Annotated in this window: 17 protein-coding genes; 10 read left to right on the top strand and 7 right to left on the bottom strand. The window is 68.4% G+C overall.

Features of this window, described 5'->3' with window-relative positions; genetic code table 11:
• The 6 genes from K7W41_RS13225 to ald form a co-directional block, all read right to left on the bottom strand.
• Positions 1-517: HAD family hydrolase (locus tag K7W41_RS13225; protein WP_224609309.1), on the bottom strand; the 517-nt coding region annotated here is incomplete at its 3' end.
• A gap of 14 nt (positions 518-531) precedes the next feature.
• Positions 532-1,065 carry a hypothetical protein gene (locus tag K7W41_RS13220; protein WP_224609305.1) on the bottom strand — a complete coding sequence of 178 codons (534 nt, stop codon included), beginning with the start codon at positions 1,063-1,065 and terminating at the stop codon, positions 532-534.
• 48 nt (positions 1,066-1,113) lie between these two features.
• On the bottom strand, positions 1,114-2,007 hold the full coding sequence (locus tag K7W41_RS13215) for an aldo/keto reductase (RefSeq protein ID WP_224609303.1): 894 nt from the start codon (positions 2,005-2,007) through the stop codon (positions 1,114-1,116).
• A gap of 57 nt (positions 2,008-2,064) precedes the next feature.
• The gene (locus K7W41_RS13210) at positions 2,065-2,556 is read right to left on the bottom strand and encodes a hypothetical protein (protein WP_224609301.1); all 492 of its coding nucleotides are present in this window, start codon (positions 2,554-2,556) and stop codon (positions 2,065-2,067) included.
• An 89-nt stretch (positions 2,557-2,645) separates the two neighbouring features.
• Positions 2,646-4,487 carry an ABC transporter ATP-binding protein gene (locus K7W41_RS13205; protein WP_224609298.1) on the bottom strand — a complete coding sequence of 614 codons (1,842 nt, stop codon included), beginning with the start codon at positions 4,485-4,487 and terminating at the stop codon, positions 2,646-2,648.
• Between the two features lie 569 nt (positions 4,488-5,056).
• A complete protein-coding gene (gene ald, locus K7W41_RS13200) occupies positions 5,057-6,163 on the bottom strand; it encodes an alanine dehydrogenase (RefSeq protein ID WP_224609297.1) in 1,107 nt (368 codons plus the stop codon).
• A gap of 168 nt (positions 6,164-6,331) precedes the next feature.
• Between ald and K7W41_RS13195 the strand changes: the two genes are divergently transcribed.
• From K7W41_RS13195 to K7W41_RS13180, 4 genes are all read left to right on the top strand, one after another.
• Complete coding sequence (locus tag K7W41_RS13195; protein WP_224609295.1) at positions 6,332-6,802, top strand: Lrp/AsnC family transcriptional regulator; 471 nt, start codon at positions 6,332-6,334, stop codon at positions 6,800-6,802.
• Between the two features lie 578 nt (positions 6,803-7,380).
• On the top strand, positions 7,381-8,100 hold the full coding sequence (locus K7W41_RS13190; protein ID WP_224609292.1) for a peptidylprolyl isomerase: 720 nt from the start codon (positions 7,381-7,383) through the stop codon (positions 8,098-8,100).
• Between the two features lie 37 nt (positions 8,101-8,137).
• The gene (locus K7W41_RS13185) at positions 8,138-8,809 is read left to right on the top strand and encodes a phosphatidylserine decarboxylase (RefSeq protein ID WP_224609289.1); all 672 of its coding nucleotides are present in this window, start codon (positions 8,138-8,140) and stop codon (positions 8,807-8,809) included.
• Between the two features lie 131 nt (positions 8,810-8,940).
• Positions 8,941-9,810 (top strand): hypothetical protein, encoded by an 870-nt coding sequence (locus tag K7W41_RS13180; protein ID WP_224609326.1) that lies wholly within the window; start codon positions 8,941-8,943, stop codon positions 9,808-9,810.
• Between the two features lie 103 nt (positions 9,811-9,913).
• Here the strand turns inward: K7W41_RS13180 and K7W41_RS13175 are convergent, their stop codons facing one another.
• Positions 9,914-10,360, bottom strand: coding sequence for an Hsp20/alpha crystallin family protein (locus K7W41_RS13175; protein ID WP_221089949.1), 447 nt, complete (start codon positions 10,358-10,360; stop codon positions 9,914-9,916).
• 365 nt (positions 10,361-10,725) lie between these two features.
• Between K7W41_RS13175 and pyrR the strand changes: the two genes are divergently transcribed.
• Genes pyrR through K7W41_RS13145 form a run of 6 tightly spaced genes read left to right on the top strand, consistent with a single transcriptional unit; the run spans position 10,726 to position 15,490 of the window.
• Positions 10,726-11,274 (top strand): bifunctional pyr operon transcriptional regulator/uracil phosphoribosyltransferase PyrR, encoded by a 549-nt coding sequence (gene pyrR / locus K7W41_RS13170; RefSeq protein ID WP_224609286.1) that lies wholly within the window; start codon positions 10,726-10,728, stop codon positions 11,272-11,274.
• Entirely contained in the window at positions 11,271-12,215 is a 945-nt protein-coding gene (locus K7W41_RS13165; RefSeq protein WP_224609283.1) for an aspartate carbamoyltransferase catalytic subunit, read from the top strand. The genes pyrR and K7W41_RS13165 overlap by 4 nt, the downstream gene beginning before the upstream one ends.
• A 2-nt stretch (positions 12,216-12,217) precedes the next feature.
• Positions 12,218-12,856 carry a hypothetical protein gene (locus tag K7W41_RS13160; RefSeq protein ID WP_224609279.1) on the top strand — a complete coding sequence of 213 codons (639 nt, stop codon included), beginning with the start codon at positions 12,218-12,220 and terminating at the stop codon, positions 12,854-12,856.
• 10 nt (positions 12,857-12,866) lie between these two features.
• Positions 12,867-13,502 carry a hypothetical protein gene (locus tag K7W41_RS13155; protein WP_224609276.1) on the top strand — a complete coding sequence of 212 codons (636 nt, stop codon included), beginning with the start codon at positions 12,867-12,869 and terminating at the stop codon, positions 13,500-13,502.
• Positions 13,503-13,535: 33 nt separating this feature from the next.
• Positions 13,536-14,231, top strand: a complete 696-nt coding sequence (locus K7W41_RS13150; protein WP_224609273.1) for a metallophosphoesterase — start codon at positions 13,536-13,538, stop codon at positions 14,229-14,231.
• The gene (locus K7W41_RS13145; RefSeq protein ID WP_224609271.1) at positions 14,228-15,490 is read left to right on the top strand and encodes a dihydroorotase; all 1,263 of its coding nucleotides are present in this window, start codon (positions 14,228-14,230) and stop codon (positions 15,488-15,490) included. The genes K7W41_RS13150 and K7W41_RS13145 overlap by 4 nt, the downstream gene beginning before the upstream one ends.
• Positions 15,491-15,521: the final 31 nt, after the last annotated feature.

Genomic DNA, 15,521 nt, shown 5'->3' with positions numbered 1-15,521 from the left:
GAACGGCCTGGAATGCCCTGGGGTGAGGTTTCTCCCACCCCAGCACGGCCGAGGTGTACACAGCGTCCAGCAGTGGGGTTAGACCCAGGATGTCCAGCAACTTGCCCAGTTCTGGAACATGGTTGCTGAGCACAACATGGTGCCAGCCCCTCTCCTGCAGCAGGGGCAAGACCGCCTGTGTTTCGGGGTACAACTGCCACGCGCTTGGCGTGAGGTAAGCGGCGCGCACACATGGCGCAAGCGCTGCTGCATCCGCCCTGCTCAGGCCAGCCCGAACGTAGGCCTCAACAAACACAGGATTCAGCTCAGCCCACCAGTCCTGCGCAGCGCGATGGCGACGATGCTCCATGTCCGGGCGATGCCAGCGAAAGCCCTGTGCCAGCCCTGGCCGCAGCATTTCGCGTGTTATGCCATGTCCAGGCTGCTGTGCATTCAGGACGTCCAACAGCGCGCCGCTCCAGAGGCCGGGCCGATGCGCCAGCGTGCCGTCAAAATCCCAGATGAGCAGCGCTGTCACCGGGGCGCAGGCTCTTACTTCTTCAGTGTCAGGGTGCAGGTGCCCACTTTCACGCCAGCGCCGCGCATGATCGCCACGGCTTCCTCGGCGCTTTTGGGATCGGGCAGGTCTTCATCCAGTTTTTCCAGCTCGGCGCTGATCTCGTCCAGCGAGCCGGCCAGCAGGGCGCCGCCACCCACCATGCCCTTCAGAAAGCCAAAGCAGGCCAGCATGTCGCCGTCATTCATCATGCCGGTCATCACGTCACCGGCGAAGATGGTGCCGTCCTCGGGGTTGTAGGAAAAGGGGCCCACGTCGCCGTCAAAGTCCCAGCCGTCGTCCCAGGTGGGGGCCTTCTTGCTCAGCACGATCTGGCGGCTGACCTTCTGGCCGCTGGCCGTGGTGCCACTGAGAATCCAGGTCTGCCCGGGTTTGACCGGCGAGTTGGCCGCCAGCACGCGGGGGGCGCCGAAGGGCGCCACGGTGCGGGGCTGGGCATTTTGCGCGCCGCCCGCCAGGGCAGCGGAGGGCAGAAGGAGGAGGGCAGCCACAAGAACAGAACGCAACATGACGCCCAGCCTAACAGCCGGCCGCCCGCCGCGCCGCCGCACTTGCGCCTAGACTTCTCCGCCCCATTCCAGGCCGTGTTCGGTCCAGGCGGCCTCAATATGCGTCAGGGCGTCCAGGGGCAGCGGACCTTCTTCGACCAGGCGCACGTTCCGCTCCAGGTTTTCGATGTTCGCCGTGCCCACGATGGCGCTATGGACCCCCGGCGAATACGCCGCGAAGCGCAGCGCAAAGGCGTCCCAGTCCAGCCCGGTGGCTTCGCGGACCGCGTTCAGGTTCAGCACCTGCAGCCGTTCCCAGTACGTTTCGGCGTAGTCGCCCACTGGGCGCGCGGTGAAGCGCCACGCCGCGTTGGCAATGGGCCGCTTGGCGATCACGCCCAGGCCGCGCTCGGTGGCGGCGGGCAGCAGCTGGCGGCGGCTGAACTGGTCGGCCAGGTTCACGCTGGTTTCCACGCTGTCAAAGCGCCCGGAGCTGATGGCCCCAGCCAGCGCCTCGTTCTCGCCGCTGTAGGCCACCACGCGAATCAGGCCCGCCGAGCGCGCATCGTCCAGCGCCTGCAGCAGATCCTCGTGGCGCAGCACATCGGCGGGGCAGGAATGCAGGTGAAAAATATCAATCCAGTCGCTGCGCAGCCGGGTCAGGGCCTGCTCGATCCCCAGGCGAATGGCCTGCGGGGTCCAGTCCTCGGCGCCCTCGGCCCCGTAGCCGCCCTTGGTGCTGAGGATGAAGTCGTGGCGGCGGGAGGCGAGGTGGCGGCCAATGCGCTCCTCGCTGAGCCCGTAGCCGCGCGCCGTGTCAATCAGGGTGATGCCCCGGTCCACGGCGCGGTTGAGCAGCGTGCCCGCTTCGTCCTCGCTGAGGTGCTCTGCTCCCACCTGCCCCGCGCCCAGGCCCAGCACGCTGACTTTCAGGCCCGTGTCGCCAAACGCCCGTTGTTCCATAGCGCGCATTGTGCCGCGTGCCCGGGTGAGGATGGAGTCACCTGCCGAGATCAGGGCTTAGGGGCAGGCACCAGGAAGCCGCTGCAGGGCCGGCAGGGTATAGCGCGCGGCGATGCGGGACGACTGAACGCACAACACGCCCGCCTTCAACGACAGCGCCAGGGGCGGCTCGTTGTGCCGGCTCCCTGGTGTGAGAACAGCCGTCCGCATGCCGCCTGAGGGATTCCACAGCCGCAGCGTATTAAAACCGCCGCCCAGCAGAAAACGCCCATCCGGGGTCCACAGCAGGGTGCACACGTTGCTGTCTGGCAGGGCGCGCGTGAGCTGCCCAGGCCGCGCGAGCATCACCTCGCAGCCGGTGAAGCGCAGGGATTCCCAGCAGAACAGCACAGCCGCTGCCCTGCGGCCTGGGGCATACAGCGTCTGTTTATGCTCCCAGGCGTAGTAGTCCGTGTTCGGCGAGGCGCGCACCGTCACCACCGTCCCACCGGGAAACGGCACGTTCAGCTGGGTCAGGTGCACCGGCGCAGCGGGCAAGGCAACCACCATGCCCCAGCGTACCGGCCCAGGCTTCGGCTGCCCTCCACCAGAAGGGGGAGAGAGCTGCACCGCCCTCTCCCCCCTTTCCCAATTCGCCCTCAGGACGACAGCGGCGCGGTTTCCAGCAACTCGGCCCGGCCCTCCTGCTCAGCGCGGAACTGCAGTTCGTACAGGTCGCGGTACAGGCCGCCCTTGGCCAGCAACTCGGCGTGGGGGCCGTCCTCCACGATGCGCCCGCCGTCCATCACGATGATGCGGTCCGCGTTGCGAATGGTGCTGAGGCGGTGGGCGATCACGAAGGTGGTGCGGCCCTGCATCAGGCGTTCCAGGGCGGCCTGCACCAGGGCCTCGGATTCGTTGTCCAGCGCGCTGGTGGCTTCGTCCAGAATCAGGATGCGGGGGTCTTTCAGCAGCGCGCGGGCAATGGCGACCCGCTGGCGCTGCCCGCCGGACAGCTTGACCCCGCGCTCGCCCACCACTGTCTCGTAGCCGTGTTCAAAGCCCATGATGAACTCGTGCGCGTTGGCGGCGCGGGCGGCGGCCTCTACCTCGTCGGGGCGGGCGCCGGGGCGGCCATAGAGAATGTTCTCGCGGATGGTGCCCGAAAACAGCAGGGTTTCCTGCGGCACCAGCCCCACCTGGGCGCGCAGGTCGGCCAGGGCGTAGGTGCGCACGTCCTGCCCGTCCACCTTCAGGGTGCCGCCCGTGACGTCCCAGAAGCGGGGAATCAGGTTCACCAGTGTGGTTTTGCCGGCCCCGCTGGGTCCCACCAGCGCCACCACCTGCCCGGCGGGCACCTCCAGGTTCAGGTCACGCAGCACCGGGGCGCCCTCGTAGGCAAACTGCACGGCTTCAAAGCTCACGCGGCCCTCGGCGCGCTTCAGGGGGGCGGGGGTGGCCGGCTGGGGCAGGTCGCTGCGTTCGTCCAGCAGCTCGAAGATGCGCCCCGAAGCGCCCAGCGCCTCCTGAAACTGGTTGAAAATCCCGGTCAGGGCCGCCACGGTGCCGCCCACCTGCAGCGCGTAGATCAGAAAGGTCACGAGGTTGCCGGGCGTCATGGCCCCCGCCATCACCTGCCGCCCGCCGTACCACAGCACCAGGGCCAGCGACCCGAAGGTCAGGAAGCTCATGGTGCCGGCCATCAGGGCCTGCAGCTGCGCGCGTTTCAGGGCGGCCAGAAAGCTCAGGCGCACCCCCTGGCCGTAGCGTTCGCGCTCCAGGCCCTCGGCGGTGAAGCTCTGCACCACCCGCACGCCACTGATGGCTTCCTCGGCACTGGCGTTGGCGCCTGCCACCGCGTCCTGCACCTCGCGGCTGACCCGGCGAATGCGGCGCCCGATCATGAACGCGGTGCCGATCACCAGCGGAATCACCGCCAGGGTGAGCAGGCTCAGGCGCGGGCTGGTGGTCACCAGCAGGATCACGGCCCCGATCAGGCTGACCGTCTGCGCCGCCAGCTGCGCCAGCGCGGAACTGGTCACCCCCTGCACAGTGCCCACATCGGCGGTGAGGCGGCTGGTGAGGTCGCCGGTTTTGTGGTCCCCAAAAAAGCGCGGCGAGAGGGTCAGCAGGTGCGAGAACAGCGCCCGGCGCAGGTCCGCCACCACGCCTGCCCCCACGCGCGCCAGCAGGTACGACTGCGCCGCCCCAAACAGCGCCGACAAGGCAAAAATGCCCAGCAGCCCCAGCACGGTGCGGTCCAGCGGCCCGGTGTCGGTGCTGCCCACCTTCAAGAACGAGGCGTCAATGAGTTGCCCGAACAGCGCTGGAAACGCCAGATTCAGGCCACTGGCCACCAGGGTCGCCAGCACCCCCAGCACGAACAGCGCGCGGTAGGGCCGGGCATACGCCAGCAGCCGCCGCAACTGCCGGGGGTCCCCCTTGGGGCGGCGGCCACCGGCACTGGCCGTCACGGACATGGAACTGGGGCGGGAAAGCATAGGTGCAGGGTACGCCCGGAGGGGGAGGGACGGGTGACTTTGTGGGGATGTGGGGGGTGGTGAGTGGGAAGTGGGAAAAGATTGGGGGGCAGGGGGCGGGGTGCGGGATGCGGGAAGAGAAGGGTGTGGGGCGTGGGTTGTGGGGGGTGGGAACAGATGGGGGTGGGCGGTGGGCGGGTGGGGTGGTCTGGACGCCCCCTCACCCCTTGCTGCGCAAGGCCCTCTCCCACGAGGGGAGAGGGGAGCAAAGCCCTTCAATCTGTTCAAAAGTAGAACCTTCTGGGCCGCACCAAGACCCTTTGCCCCTCTCCCGCCCAGGTCCAGACGAAGCCGTCGTGCGCGAAGCGCGCGGGCGTACGACGATGGGCGGAGGCGGACCACGGCGTACGACGCGGGGCGAAGCCGAGCCACCCCGAACCGTCAGTCAACGTTTGCCAGCGCAGCGCCGCTCCCCCCGTCCCCTCTGGGGATGGGGGGCTGGGGGGGTGGGGCAAGGGGCAACATCCACAGCATCAACAAAAAAGCGCCCCCACCAGCCCAGCCAGCGGGGAACGCCCAACGCCTTCCAATTACGCCAACGCCGCTTCCGGCGCCACATACGCCAGATCAAACGCCTCGGCCACCCCCTGATACGTCAGCTTGCCCTGGTGCGTATTCAGCCCCAGCCCCAGCGCCTTGTTCTTGCCCAGCGCCGCCACACCGTGGTCGGCCAGCAGCAGCGCATACGGCAGCGTCTGGTTCGTCAGGGCGAAGGTGCTGGTGCGCGGCACGGCGCCGGGCATGTTCGCCACGCCGTAGTGAATGACGCCGTCCACCGTGTACACCGGGTCGTCGTGGGTGGTGGCGTGAATGGTTTCCACGCAGCCGCCCTGGTCCACTGCCACGTCCACGATGACGCTACCTTCGGGCATCAGGCCCAGCATGTCGCGCGTGACGAGGTGCGGGGCCTTGGCGCCAGGAATCAGCACGCCGCCGATCAGCAGGTCCGTGTCAGGCAGCAGGGCGCGGATGTTGGCCTCGCTGCTCATCATGGTGGTGAGCTTGCCGAAGAACACGTCGTCCAGGTAGGCAAGCCGGCGCTGCGACACATCCAGAATGGTCACCTTGGCGCCCAGGCCCATCGCCATCTTGGCCGCGTTCGTACCCACCACGCCGCCACCGATGATGGTCACATGCCCAGGCTGCACGCCGGGCACGCCGCCCAGCAGCACGCCGCGTCCGCCCACGGGCTTTTGCAGGTGGTAGGCGCCGGCCTGCACGCTCAGGCGGCCGGCCACTTCGCTCATGGGGGTCAGGAGGGGCAGGCTGCCGTCGTCCAGCTGCACGGTTTCGTAGGCCACGCCGGTGGTGCCGCTTTGCAGCAGCGCGTCGGTCAGCGGCCGGTCGGCGGCGAGGTGCAGGTAGGTAAAGAGCAGCAGGTCCGGGCGCAGGTACTTGTACTCGCTGGCAATGGGCTCTTTGACCTTCACGACCATTTCGGCGGCCCAGGTGTCGTCGGCGCTGCCCAGGGTGGCCCCGGCGTCCACGTATTCCTGGTCGGCAATGCCGCTGCCCACGCCCGCACCCTGCTGCACCACCACGCTGTGCCCACGGCGCACCAGGGTGGCGACGCCGCCGGGCGTCAGCGCCACACGGTTTTCTTTGACCTTGATTTCTTTCGGGAGTCCGATCTGCATGACCTAACCTCGCTTGGCCCGCGCGGACCTGGGCCCGCCGGCACTGAATATGGCTGAACTTCAACGCAAGATTAACAGGGAAAGCCCTGCGCGCGATTGCCAGCACCGGCCAGAAAACCCCCTATGTCCGCAACAGGGTTGCGCCGCTATGGCACACTACGCCTTATCATGTCGCAAAGCACGCTGGACGCCATTGACCGACAGATTCTGAGCATCCTGCAGCGGGACGCCCGCATTCCCAATACCGAACTGGCCGACGAGATCGGCCTGACCCCGGCCCCCACGCTGCGCCGGGTGCGGCGGCTAGAAGAAGAGGGCGTGATTCAGCGCTACGTGGCCCTGCTGGACCCCAAACTGGTGGGCCGCGAACTGATGGTCATTGTGCGCGTCACGCTGGACAAGCAGACCAAGGCGGGCTTTGAAGGCTTTGCCAAGCGAATGCAGGAGCGGCCCGAGGTGCTGGAATGCTTCCTGTGCCTGGGGGACATTGATTACCTGCTCAAGGTCTGCGTGCCGGATCTGGACGCCTACCAGCATTTTCTGGTGAACACGCTGGCGGCGATTCCGGGGGTGAGGAATACGGCGAGTACGATTGTGGTGAAGCAGGAGAAGGACACGACGAGTTTGCCGTTGGAATGAGGGGGTGGGCGGAGGTGGGCTGGGTTTGCCGCTTCCCTGTGGCCTGCTGTGGGGCGGCAGCCCGGGGTGGCTCATTGCTCATATTTGCCCCACCCCCCAGCCCCCTACCCCAGAGGGGCAGGGGGAGCAGTCGCTGCGCTCGGCAAACGTTGACTGACGGTGTGCGGCGGCTTGCCTTCGCCCCGCGTCGTACGCTGTGGTCCGCCTCCGCCCATCGTCGGACGCCCGCGCGCTACGCGCACGACGGCTTCGTCTGGACCCGGGCGGTAGGAGGGCAGGCCGCCTTGGTGCGGCCCAGAAGGTTCTACTTTTGAACAGATTGAAGGGCTCTGCTCCCCTCTCCCCTCGTGGGACTCGCAGAGCTGCGCCGCAGAGAGGGGCTGGGGGTGAGAGGGCGTCCAGACCATCACACCCGCCCACCCCCATCTGTTCCCACACCCCACAACCCACGCCCCACACCCTTCTCTTCCCGCATCCCGCACCCCGCCCCCTGCCCCCCAATCTTTTCCCACTCACCACCCCCCACTCCCTACACCCTCCTCTCCCCGCTCTCATCTTCCCCGTGGAACACTGGGCCCATGCGTCCTTCTGCCTTGTCCCTCACCCTGGCCCTCAGTGGACTGCTGGCGGCTTGTGCGCCGGCCACCACCCAGTCGCAGCAGGTCAGGCCGGCCCCGGTGGGCACGGCGCCCACGCCGGCCCCGGCCCCAGTGCAGAGCTTCACGGTGGTGTCGTCCCTGTCGGCCACGCCGGTGCGCACCTTCAGCGCGCCGCCCACGCAGGTGATTGACCCGGCGAAGCAGTACCGCGCCATTCTGAAAACCAGCCGGGGCGACGTGACGGTGGAGTTGCTGCCCAAAGCGTCGCCTGTGGCGGTGAACAACTTCGTGTTCCTGGCCCTGAACCGCTTTTACGACGGCACCCGCTTTCACCGCGTCATAGACGGCTTCATGGCCCAGGGCGGTGATCCCCTCAGCGCCGATGAGGGCAAGAAGGCGCAGTGGGGCACCGGCGGGCCCGGCTACCAGTTCGCGGCGGAGGTCAACAACGGCCTGCGTTTTGACCGCGCCGGGGTGCTGGGCATGGCGCGCGCCCAGAGCCTGAATTCGCAGGGCAGCCAGTTTTTCATCACGGTGGCCCCCGCCGACTTCCTGAGTGGCGGCTACACGGTGTTTGGGCGCGTACTGTCGGGGCAGGACGTGCTCGACCGGCTGACGCGCACCTACAACAACGCGGGGCCCATTGCCGGGGCCGGGGCGGACCTGCTGCAGAGCGTGCAGATTCTCCAGTCTCCATAAACACGCGCCGGGGACGGCCCCGGCTACACTGAGCGCCATGCGCGCGCGTTCTGCCCTGCCCCTGCTGGCCGCCGCTGCGGGGGCGTGGTACCTCCGCAGCGTGTTCCGTTTTCGTGATCCAGTGCGCCTGCCGCCCACAGCCCCCGGCGAGGTGCTGAGCCCGGCCGACGGCGTGGTCTGCGCGGTGCGCCGCGTGGAGGGCGGCCAGATTACGGGTGAGCCGCCCGTGGACGCCGCCGGCCTGCTGGGCACCCCAGAGGCGCGTGACGGCTGGCTCATCGCGGTGTTCGTGGGGCCGCTGGACGTGCATTACGTGTACCAGCCCTGCAGTGGCCGGGTCACGTTTGCGCAGCATGTCGGCTCACGCACCAACGTGCCGCTTATCGGTGCCGCCGAGGCGCTGGGCCTGCTGAGTGGCCGTCCGGCCGACCTGCTGACCCGGCGCGGGCCACTGGAAAACGAGCGGCTGGTGGCGGTCACGCACGCAGAGGCGGGCCCAGTCACCCTGACCCTGGTGGCGCCGGGCGCGGGGCTGCGCGGCACCTCGTTCACGCGCGAGGGTGACGAGGTGCGCGCCGGACATAAGGCCGCGTTTCTGGAGGAAGGCGGCGTGGCGCTGCTGCACCTCCCGGCGAACCATGAGCCTGCGGTGCGCGTGGGCGAGCGCGTGCAGGGCGCCCTCAGCGTGGTGGCCCGCCGCATGTCCTAGGCGCGGCGGCCAGGGCGCGGCCCCCCACTCAGAGCAGGGCCAGGCAGAAGCCAAGCAGCAAAGGGGATCAGGTGACCGGAGAAGCGCGCAGTTCAGAACGGCAGAGCCCGGAACGCATCGGGGAGCGGCTGATGGCCGACCGCAAGGTGCGCGCCGTGGCCCAGGCGGGCAGCTACGGCACCGAGTTCGCCTGGGCCGGCAGCGTGCCCACCTTCGTCACCTTTGAGCGCGGCCTGGACGCGCCGCAGACCGATCACCGCGCCGGGGTGCTCACCGAACGCTTTCCCTACGAAAAGCTTGAGGCGTGGCGCGACTGGGACCTGGCCCGGCAGGAAGCCCCGCTGGCCCTGCTGGCCACCAGCCGCGTGCTGTACGACCCCACCGGACACTACAGCCGCATTCAGCGCACCCTGTGGAACCTCAGTGACGCGCAGCGCGCCGCCCACCGCGCCGACCTGCTGGGGGCAGCCGGGGCGGCCCTGGACGAGGCGCGCGCCGCCCACACCGGCCCCGGCCACGGCGTGCAGGAACAGCTGCTGGCCCTGGCCGACGCCCGGCAACTGGCGCTGAATCTGCTGTACCCGGCGCTGCTGACCCACCTGCACCTGTGGCCGGAATTCGAGATTCGCCTGCCCCACGCGTGGCGGGCCTCGGCGGGGCTGCGCTTTCCCAAGGCGGTGTACCGCCTGGAATCGCTGTACTGCTTTGGCGGCGAGGACGAAGCGCGCCGGGTGCTGCTCGCCACGCGCGGCCTGGGCCTGCTGGACCAGGAACGCCGGGCCCGCGCGGCCTTTCAGGCGGGCTACTACGACGGCGCCGTGCGCTACCTGCGCGACGAAACCGCCCGCACCCACCGAGACGACCTGCGCCGCTGGCTCAACCTCACCCCCGCCCGCCGCGAGAAGCTGGGCACCCTGCTGGGGGTCACGCGCGCCCCCCTGGGCCCGGCAGCGCTGAAGGTGACCCAGGAGTTGCTGGAAGCGGTGCGCGAGGGAGAGTAAATGGAAAGTGGGAAGTGGGGAAAAGCATCCCTCTCCACTTCCCACTCACCACTCCCTCCTTCCGCAACAAAAAAGCGAGCCCTGGGCTCGCTCCTTTGTTGCCTTACGCGTTCGCGCTGCTCTCCTGCTCCAGCACCTTGCCGGTGCGGACCTGCACGGTGCGCTTCTGGGCGGCTTCGCTGCGCGGCACGCGGATGGTCAGGGTGCCGTGCTCGAAATCGGCCTCGACCTTGGTGAGGTCGTACTTGGCGGGCACGCTGAAGGTGCGGGCCAGGGTGCCGTAGGCGCGCTCCACACGGTGGGCGGTGCGGCCTTCTTTGCGGTCATAGGCGCGGGTGGCCTGCACGGTCAGGGTCTGGTTCTCGGCTTCGATCTGCAGGGCGTCAGGCCGGATGCCGGGCAGGTCCAGCACCAGTTCCAGACCCTGCTCGTCTTCATGCACGTCCACCGGGGGGGCAAAGCGGGTGGGGGCCGAGTTCACTTGGCCGAAGGCGCGGTCCATGCGCTGGGTCAGTTCTTCAATCTCGCGGAAAGGATCAAATCGCATCATGCACGTACCTCCTTGGGGATGAAAGCGCGCGGCCGGCACAGCCCGGATGGCCCTCGCGCTTAACTGCCCATATAGTAAAACCTGAGTGCTTTGTTGTCAAGTTTAGTGCGCCTTAAGAAGGGTGATGCAGGACGGGCTGGGGGTAGCGGCATGACAGGCCCCCCGGGGCGGTGTACACTTCCCCAGGCTGTGCGGGCCTTGCCCCGGCGCGCCCCCTTACAACCTCCACTTTCGTCCTTTCCCAGCAGTCCCGTGAGGCTGCACCCGCCCCGTGAGGCAGGAGAAGGAGCCCCCATGCACCACCACACCCAGAGCCGTCAGCCTGCGCTGAGCGGCGTTTTTTTCATGCTTGCCGGGAAGGGCGCATGACCCCCAAGGCCACGATTCTGACCGCCGACGAGGTCCGGCGCGCCCTGACGCGCATTGCCCACGAGATCATTGAGCGCAACAAGGGCGCGCAAGCATTGGCCTTGATCGGCGTGCACACGCGCGGCATTCCACTGGCCGCCCGCCTCGCGCAGAAACTCAGCGAACTGGAAGGCGTGGACGTGCCCACCGGGATGCTGGACATCACCCTGTACCGCGACGATCTGTCGGAGGTGGCGCAGCAGCCGATCATCCGCGAGACGCAGGTGCCCTTTGACCTGCGTGACCGCCGCGTGGTGCTGGTGGACGACGTGCTGTACACCGGCCGCACCGTGCGAGCCGCTCTGGACGCATTGATTGACCTGGGGCGACCGGCCGGCATTCAGCTGGCGGTGCTGGTGGACCGGGGCCACCGCGAACTGCCCATCCGCGCCGACTACGTGGGCAAGAACCTGCCGACCGCCGCGCACGAGGTCGTGAAGGTGAAGGTCCAGGAAACCGACGGCGTGGACAGCGTGGAACTGTGGGACATGGAGGCGCTGCGATGAACGCCCCCGTGAGCATGGGCCCGCGCCCGCGCAACCTGCTGGACTTTCAGGACTGGAGCCCCGAACGCCTAACCGCCATTCTGGACAACGCCGACACCATGCTGCAGGTGCTGGACCGTCCGGTGAAAAAGGTGCCCGCGCTGCAGGGCCTGACCGTCTGCAACGCGTTTTTCGAGAACTCCACCCGCACCCGCACCTCCTTTGAACTGGCCGCCCGGCGCATGAGCGCCGACGTGCTGACCTTTGCAGCGGGGGCCAGCAGCGTGAACAAGGGCGAGAGCCTGCGTGACACCCTGGAAGTGCTGACCTCGTACAAGGTGGACGCCTATATCGTGCGGCACCACGCCTCGGGGGCGGCGCATCTGGTGGCCAAGTACAGCGGCAAGCCGGTGATCAACGCGGGCGACGGCCGCCGCGCGCACCCCACCCAGGCTCTGCTGGACGCCTACACCATTCGCCAGGAATACGGCAGCCTGGAAGGCAAAACGGTGGCGATTCTGGGTGACGTGCGCCACAGCCGCGTGGCCCGCAGCAACGCTGAACTGCTGCCCAAGCTGGGCGCCAAGGTGGTCCTGTGCGGCCCGGCCACCCTGCTGCCCGCAGGGCTGGCGGCCCTGCCCGGCGTGACCCTGACCACCGACCCACGCGAGGCCGTGCGCGGCGCCCACGCGGTGATGGCCCTGCGGCTGCAGCGCGAGCGGATGCAGGGCGGTTTCCTGGGCAGCCTGCAGGAGTACGCCGACACCTATCAAGTGAACGAACGCCTGATGGCCGAAGCCGAAAGCGGCGCAATTGTCCTGCACCCTGGCCCCATGAACCGCGACCTGGAAATCAGCGGGGAGGCCGCCGACGGAAAGAGGAGCCGCATCCTGAAACAGGTGGAAAACGGGCAGGCCATCCGCATGAGTGTGCTGTACCACCTGCTGGTGGGCCGGGAATAACGGTGCGGCGCGCGGCTCTGCTGCTGGCGGCCCTGCACAGTGGGGCCGGGGCCTGCAGTCCGGTGCCCCCCAGCGCCGCCCTGACCCAGGCGCAGGCCGCGCTGGACGCCGCACGGGTGGACAGCGCCGCGTGTGCGGGGCAGCTTGGCGCGGCCTGCACCGCCTACCGGCTGGCCCCGGCCCAGGTGGCCGAACTGCGCCTGACGGTGGCCCGCGAAGCCAGCACGTTGTTTGCGGGGGCGCCGCTCCCGGCGGACAGTCTGCGCCAGCAGGGCAGCGTGTGGCACCTCACCGAATCGGTGCGCTACGGCCAGGACACGCAGATTCGTGCGGTGCCGGGCGGCAGCGTGGCGATCACCACTGACCGGCAAACCGCTTACGAGCGCGTGACCGAACGCCTGAACCGCGCTTCGCGCTGGTCGGCCCTGTGGTGGACCTGCGGGCTGGCGGGGCTGGGCGGTCCGGGCCTAGAGGTGCGTGACTGCCGCTGGACCCCGGCCGCAGACGGCTGGCCGCGCACCTTCGATTTCACGGTGCTCCAGGCCGACGCCAGCCTGCCCCCAGGCCGCTATTCGTGGTATGCCCCAGATGGCGGCAGCTGCCACGGCGGCGCGCCGTTCCGCAAAGCGGATTTCCGCTAGGAGGAAACCTATGCGTCATCTGCTTGCCCTGCTGCTGCTGACCCAGAGTGTGGCGCTGGCCTGTTCGCCCCCCTACCGGAGCCCCGCCATGATGAGCGCTGAGCGCGCGCTGAACGGCCTCCGTATGGGTGCGGCCTGCCCGGTCGTGGTAGAAACGCTCTGTAGCCGCACCTACCGCGCCGGGCCGCAGGAGGTCGCGAAGCTCTTTGCCCAGCAAGCCAACACGGTGGCCCGCCGCAACGGTGAGGTCTGGACCGTGGTGCTGGACAAGTACCGGGGCCAGCGGGTGCGGATTCGGGCGGGAGCCGGGGGCGCGCAGGTGGTTCAGAGCGACTGGGAGACCGCGTATGAAACGCTGCTCTCCCGCATGGCCACTGCCACAGAGGCAGCGGGTCATGACGGCAAACCTGTGACCTGCACGCGGCTGGGCGTGAAGAGTGACCGCGTACTGACTTTCAAGCAGTGCCGCGTGAGCTGGGCAAAGGCCCAGTCTCCACTGCCAGGACAACCCTTCACGCCCACCATCCACTTCACGCTGAGTCAGGTGGCAGACAGCACCCTGCAGCGGGCGGTGGCGTATACGTATACCCCGCTGACCTGGGGCGGTTACCCCTGCGAGACTCCACTGGACTATGAGGAGCGCTGAGACTCACTCTGGCCTCGGGCGCCAGGAGGCGACATGACCCGAACACCGCAGCGCTCTGTCGTCCTCCCCGACGTGCATGGTTGTCCCCAGTTCCTGGACTGGGCCGAGGCCCTCTTTCCTGGCCGGCATTTCATTCTGCTGGGTGACCTGATTCACCGGGGCCCGGATTCCCGTGCGTGCCTCAAACGGGCGCTGGCCTGGGCCACGGCTGGCCGGGCGGTCCTGCTCTGGGGCAACCACGAAGACTGGGTCTGGAAGGAAGGCGCCGCGCTATCAGGGGCCGCCCGCGACGCGTGGTTTGAGCGCGAAGAGGCCGCGCTTCTGCAGCAGTACGAAGCCCACGGAGAGGGGCTGCCGGAGCTGGTGGCTGACATTGAGCGCTTCGCCCAGCTGGCCCGGCCCTATTACGTGGAAGAGGACATGCTCTGCGCCCACGCCGCGCGCCCCAGCTTGGGCCGCAGCGCCGACGAGCTGCTTGACCGTGGGTATCTACTGGACACACCGGCGCTTGGCCTCCACCCGCTGCCCACGGCCTTTTTTCCAGCCCTCCGCTATTCCGTGCACGGCCATGCCCCCCAGAAAGCCCCGGTCGTTGACCTCGCCAATGGCGTGGTCTACCTGGATCTGGGCACCGTCAGGACGGGCCAGTTCTGTGCCTGGGACGCCGAAACTCAACAGGTTTATCTCTACCCCGATTCAAGCCCTCTTGCTTCTCAGGAGACCCCATGACCATCACCATCACCAATATCAAGCGCGTCGGTTCGGACAAGACGGAATCGGTCACCATCGAAAACGGCGTTATCAAAGGCTGGAACTTGCCCGAAGAAGGCCAGGTGCTGGACGGACAGGGCGGCACCGTGGCCCCGGCGCTCATCGAACCCCACGCCCACCTGCGCGAACCCGGCCAGACGGAAAAAGAAGACCTGGCCTCCGGGCTGGCGGCAGCGGCGGCCGGCGGTTACGGCACGGTGGTCTCTATGCCCAACACCAGCCCCGTGGTAGATGACCCGGCGACCGTGCGCACCCTGATCGAGAAGGCGGCGGGCCTGGGCCTGGCGCGCCTGAAGCCGGCGGCGGCCCTGACCAGGGGGCAGCAGGGCGACACCCTGGCCGAACTGGGCTACCTGAAAGACGCAGGCGCGGCGATGTTCACCGACGATGGGCGCACGAACGAGAACGCCCGGACCCTGCGCCTGGGCCTAGAAACGGCCGGCAGCCTGGGCATGATCGTTTCGGTGCATGCCGAAGACGCTTCTCTGCGCGCCGACGGCGTGATGAACGAGGGCCCCGTCAGCGAGGCGCTGGGCCTGCCCGGCAACCCGGCGGCCGCCGAAGCGGCACGCGTGGCCCGCGACATTGAAATCGTGGCGGAACTGCACGCCCAGGGCCGCCCGGCCCGGCTGCACATCCAGCACCTCTCCACCGCCCGCGCGCTGGATCTGGTGCGGGGGGCCAAGGCGCGTGGCCTGCCGGTGACCTGCGAGGTCTGCCCCCACCACCTCACCCTGACCGACGAGGCGCTGCGCAGCTTTGACGCGATTTACAAGGTGGCGCCGCCCCTGCGCACCCAGGCCGATGCCGACCATCTGCTTGAAGGCCTGAAAGATGGCAGCGTGGACTGCCTCGCCACCGACCACGCGCCCCACACCCGCGCCGAAAAGGAACGTGACCTGCTGGACGCCCCCAGCGGCATCGCGTACATCGAGCTGGCGTTTCCGCTGATGTACACCCGCTTTGGCGAGGCGCTGGGCCTGGAGAAGCTGGTGGACCTGTTCACAGCTGCGCCTGCGCGCGTGATGGGCTGGTCCGAACCCACCCTGGACGCGGGCGCCCCCGCTGATCTGGTGGTGCTGGACCTGGAGACCGAACGCCCCGTCAACCCGGCCGAATTCAAGAGCAAGGCGAAGTTCACCCCCTGGGCCGGTGAAACCCTGAAGGGCTGGCCCCTGCTGACGGTGGTGGGCGGGACAGTGGCGTACCAGCGCTAAGGGCCCAGTTGAGGCGTCCAGGGGTTGAGGG

The organism is Deinococcus multiflagellatus, assembly GCF_020166415.1.
GTDB classification, from domain to species: domain Bacteria; phylum Deinococcota; class Deinococci; order Deinococcales; family Deinococcaceae; genus Deinococcus; species Deinococcus multiflagellatus.
Note: the sequence above shows the minus strand (reverse complement) of the source record. Positions and strands in the feature narration are given on the sequence as shown.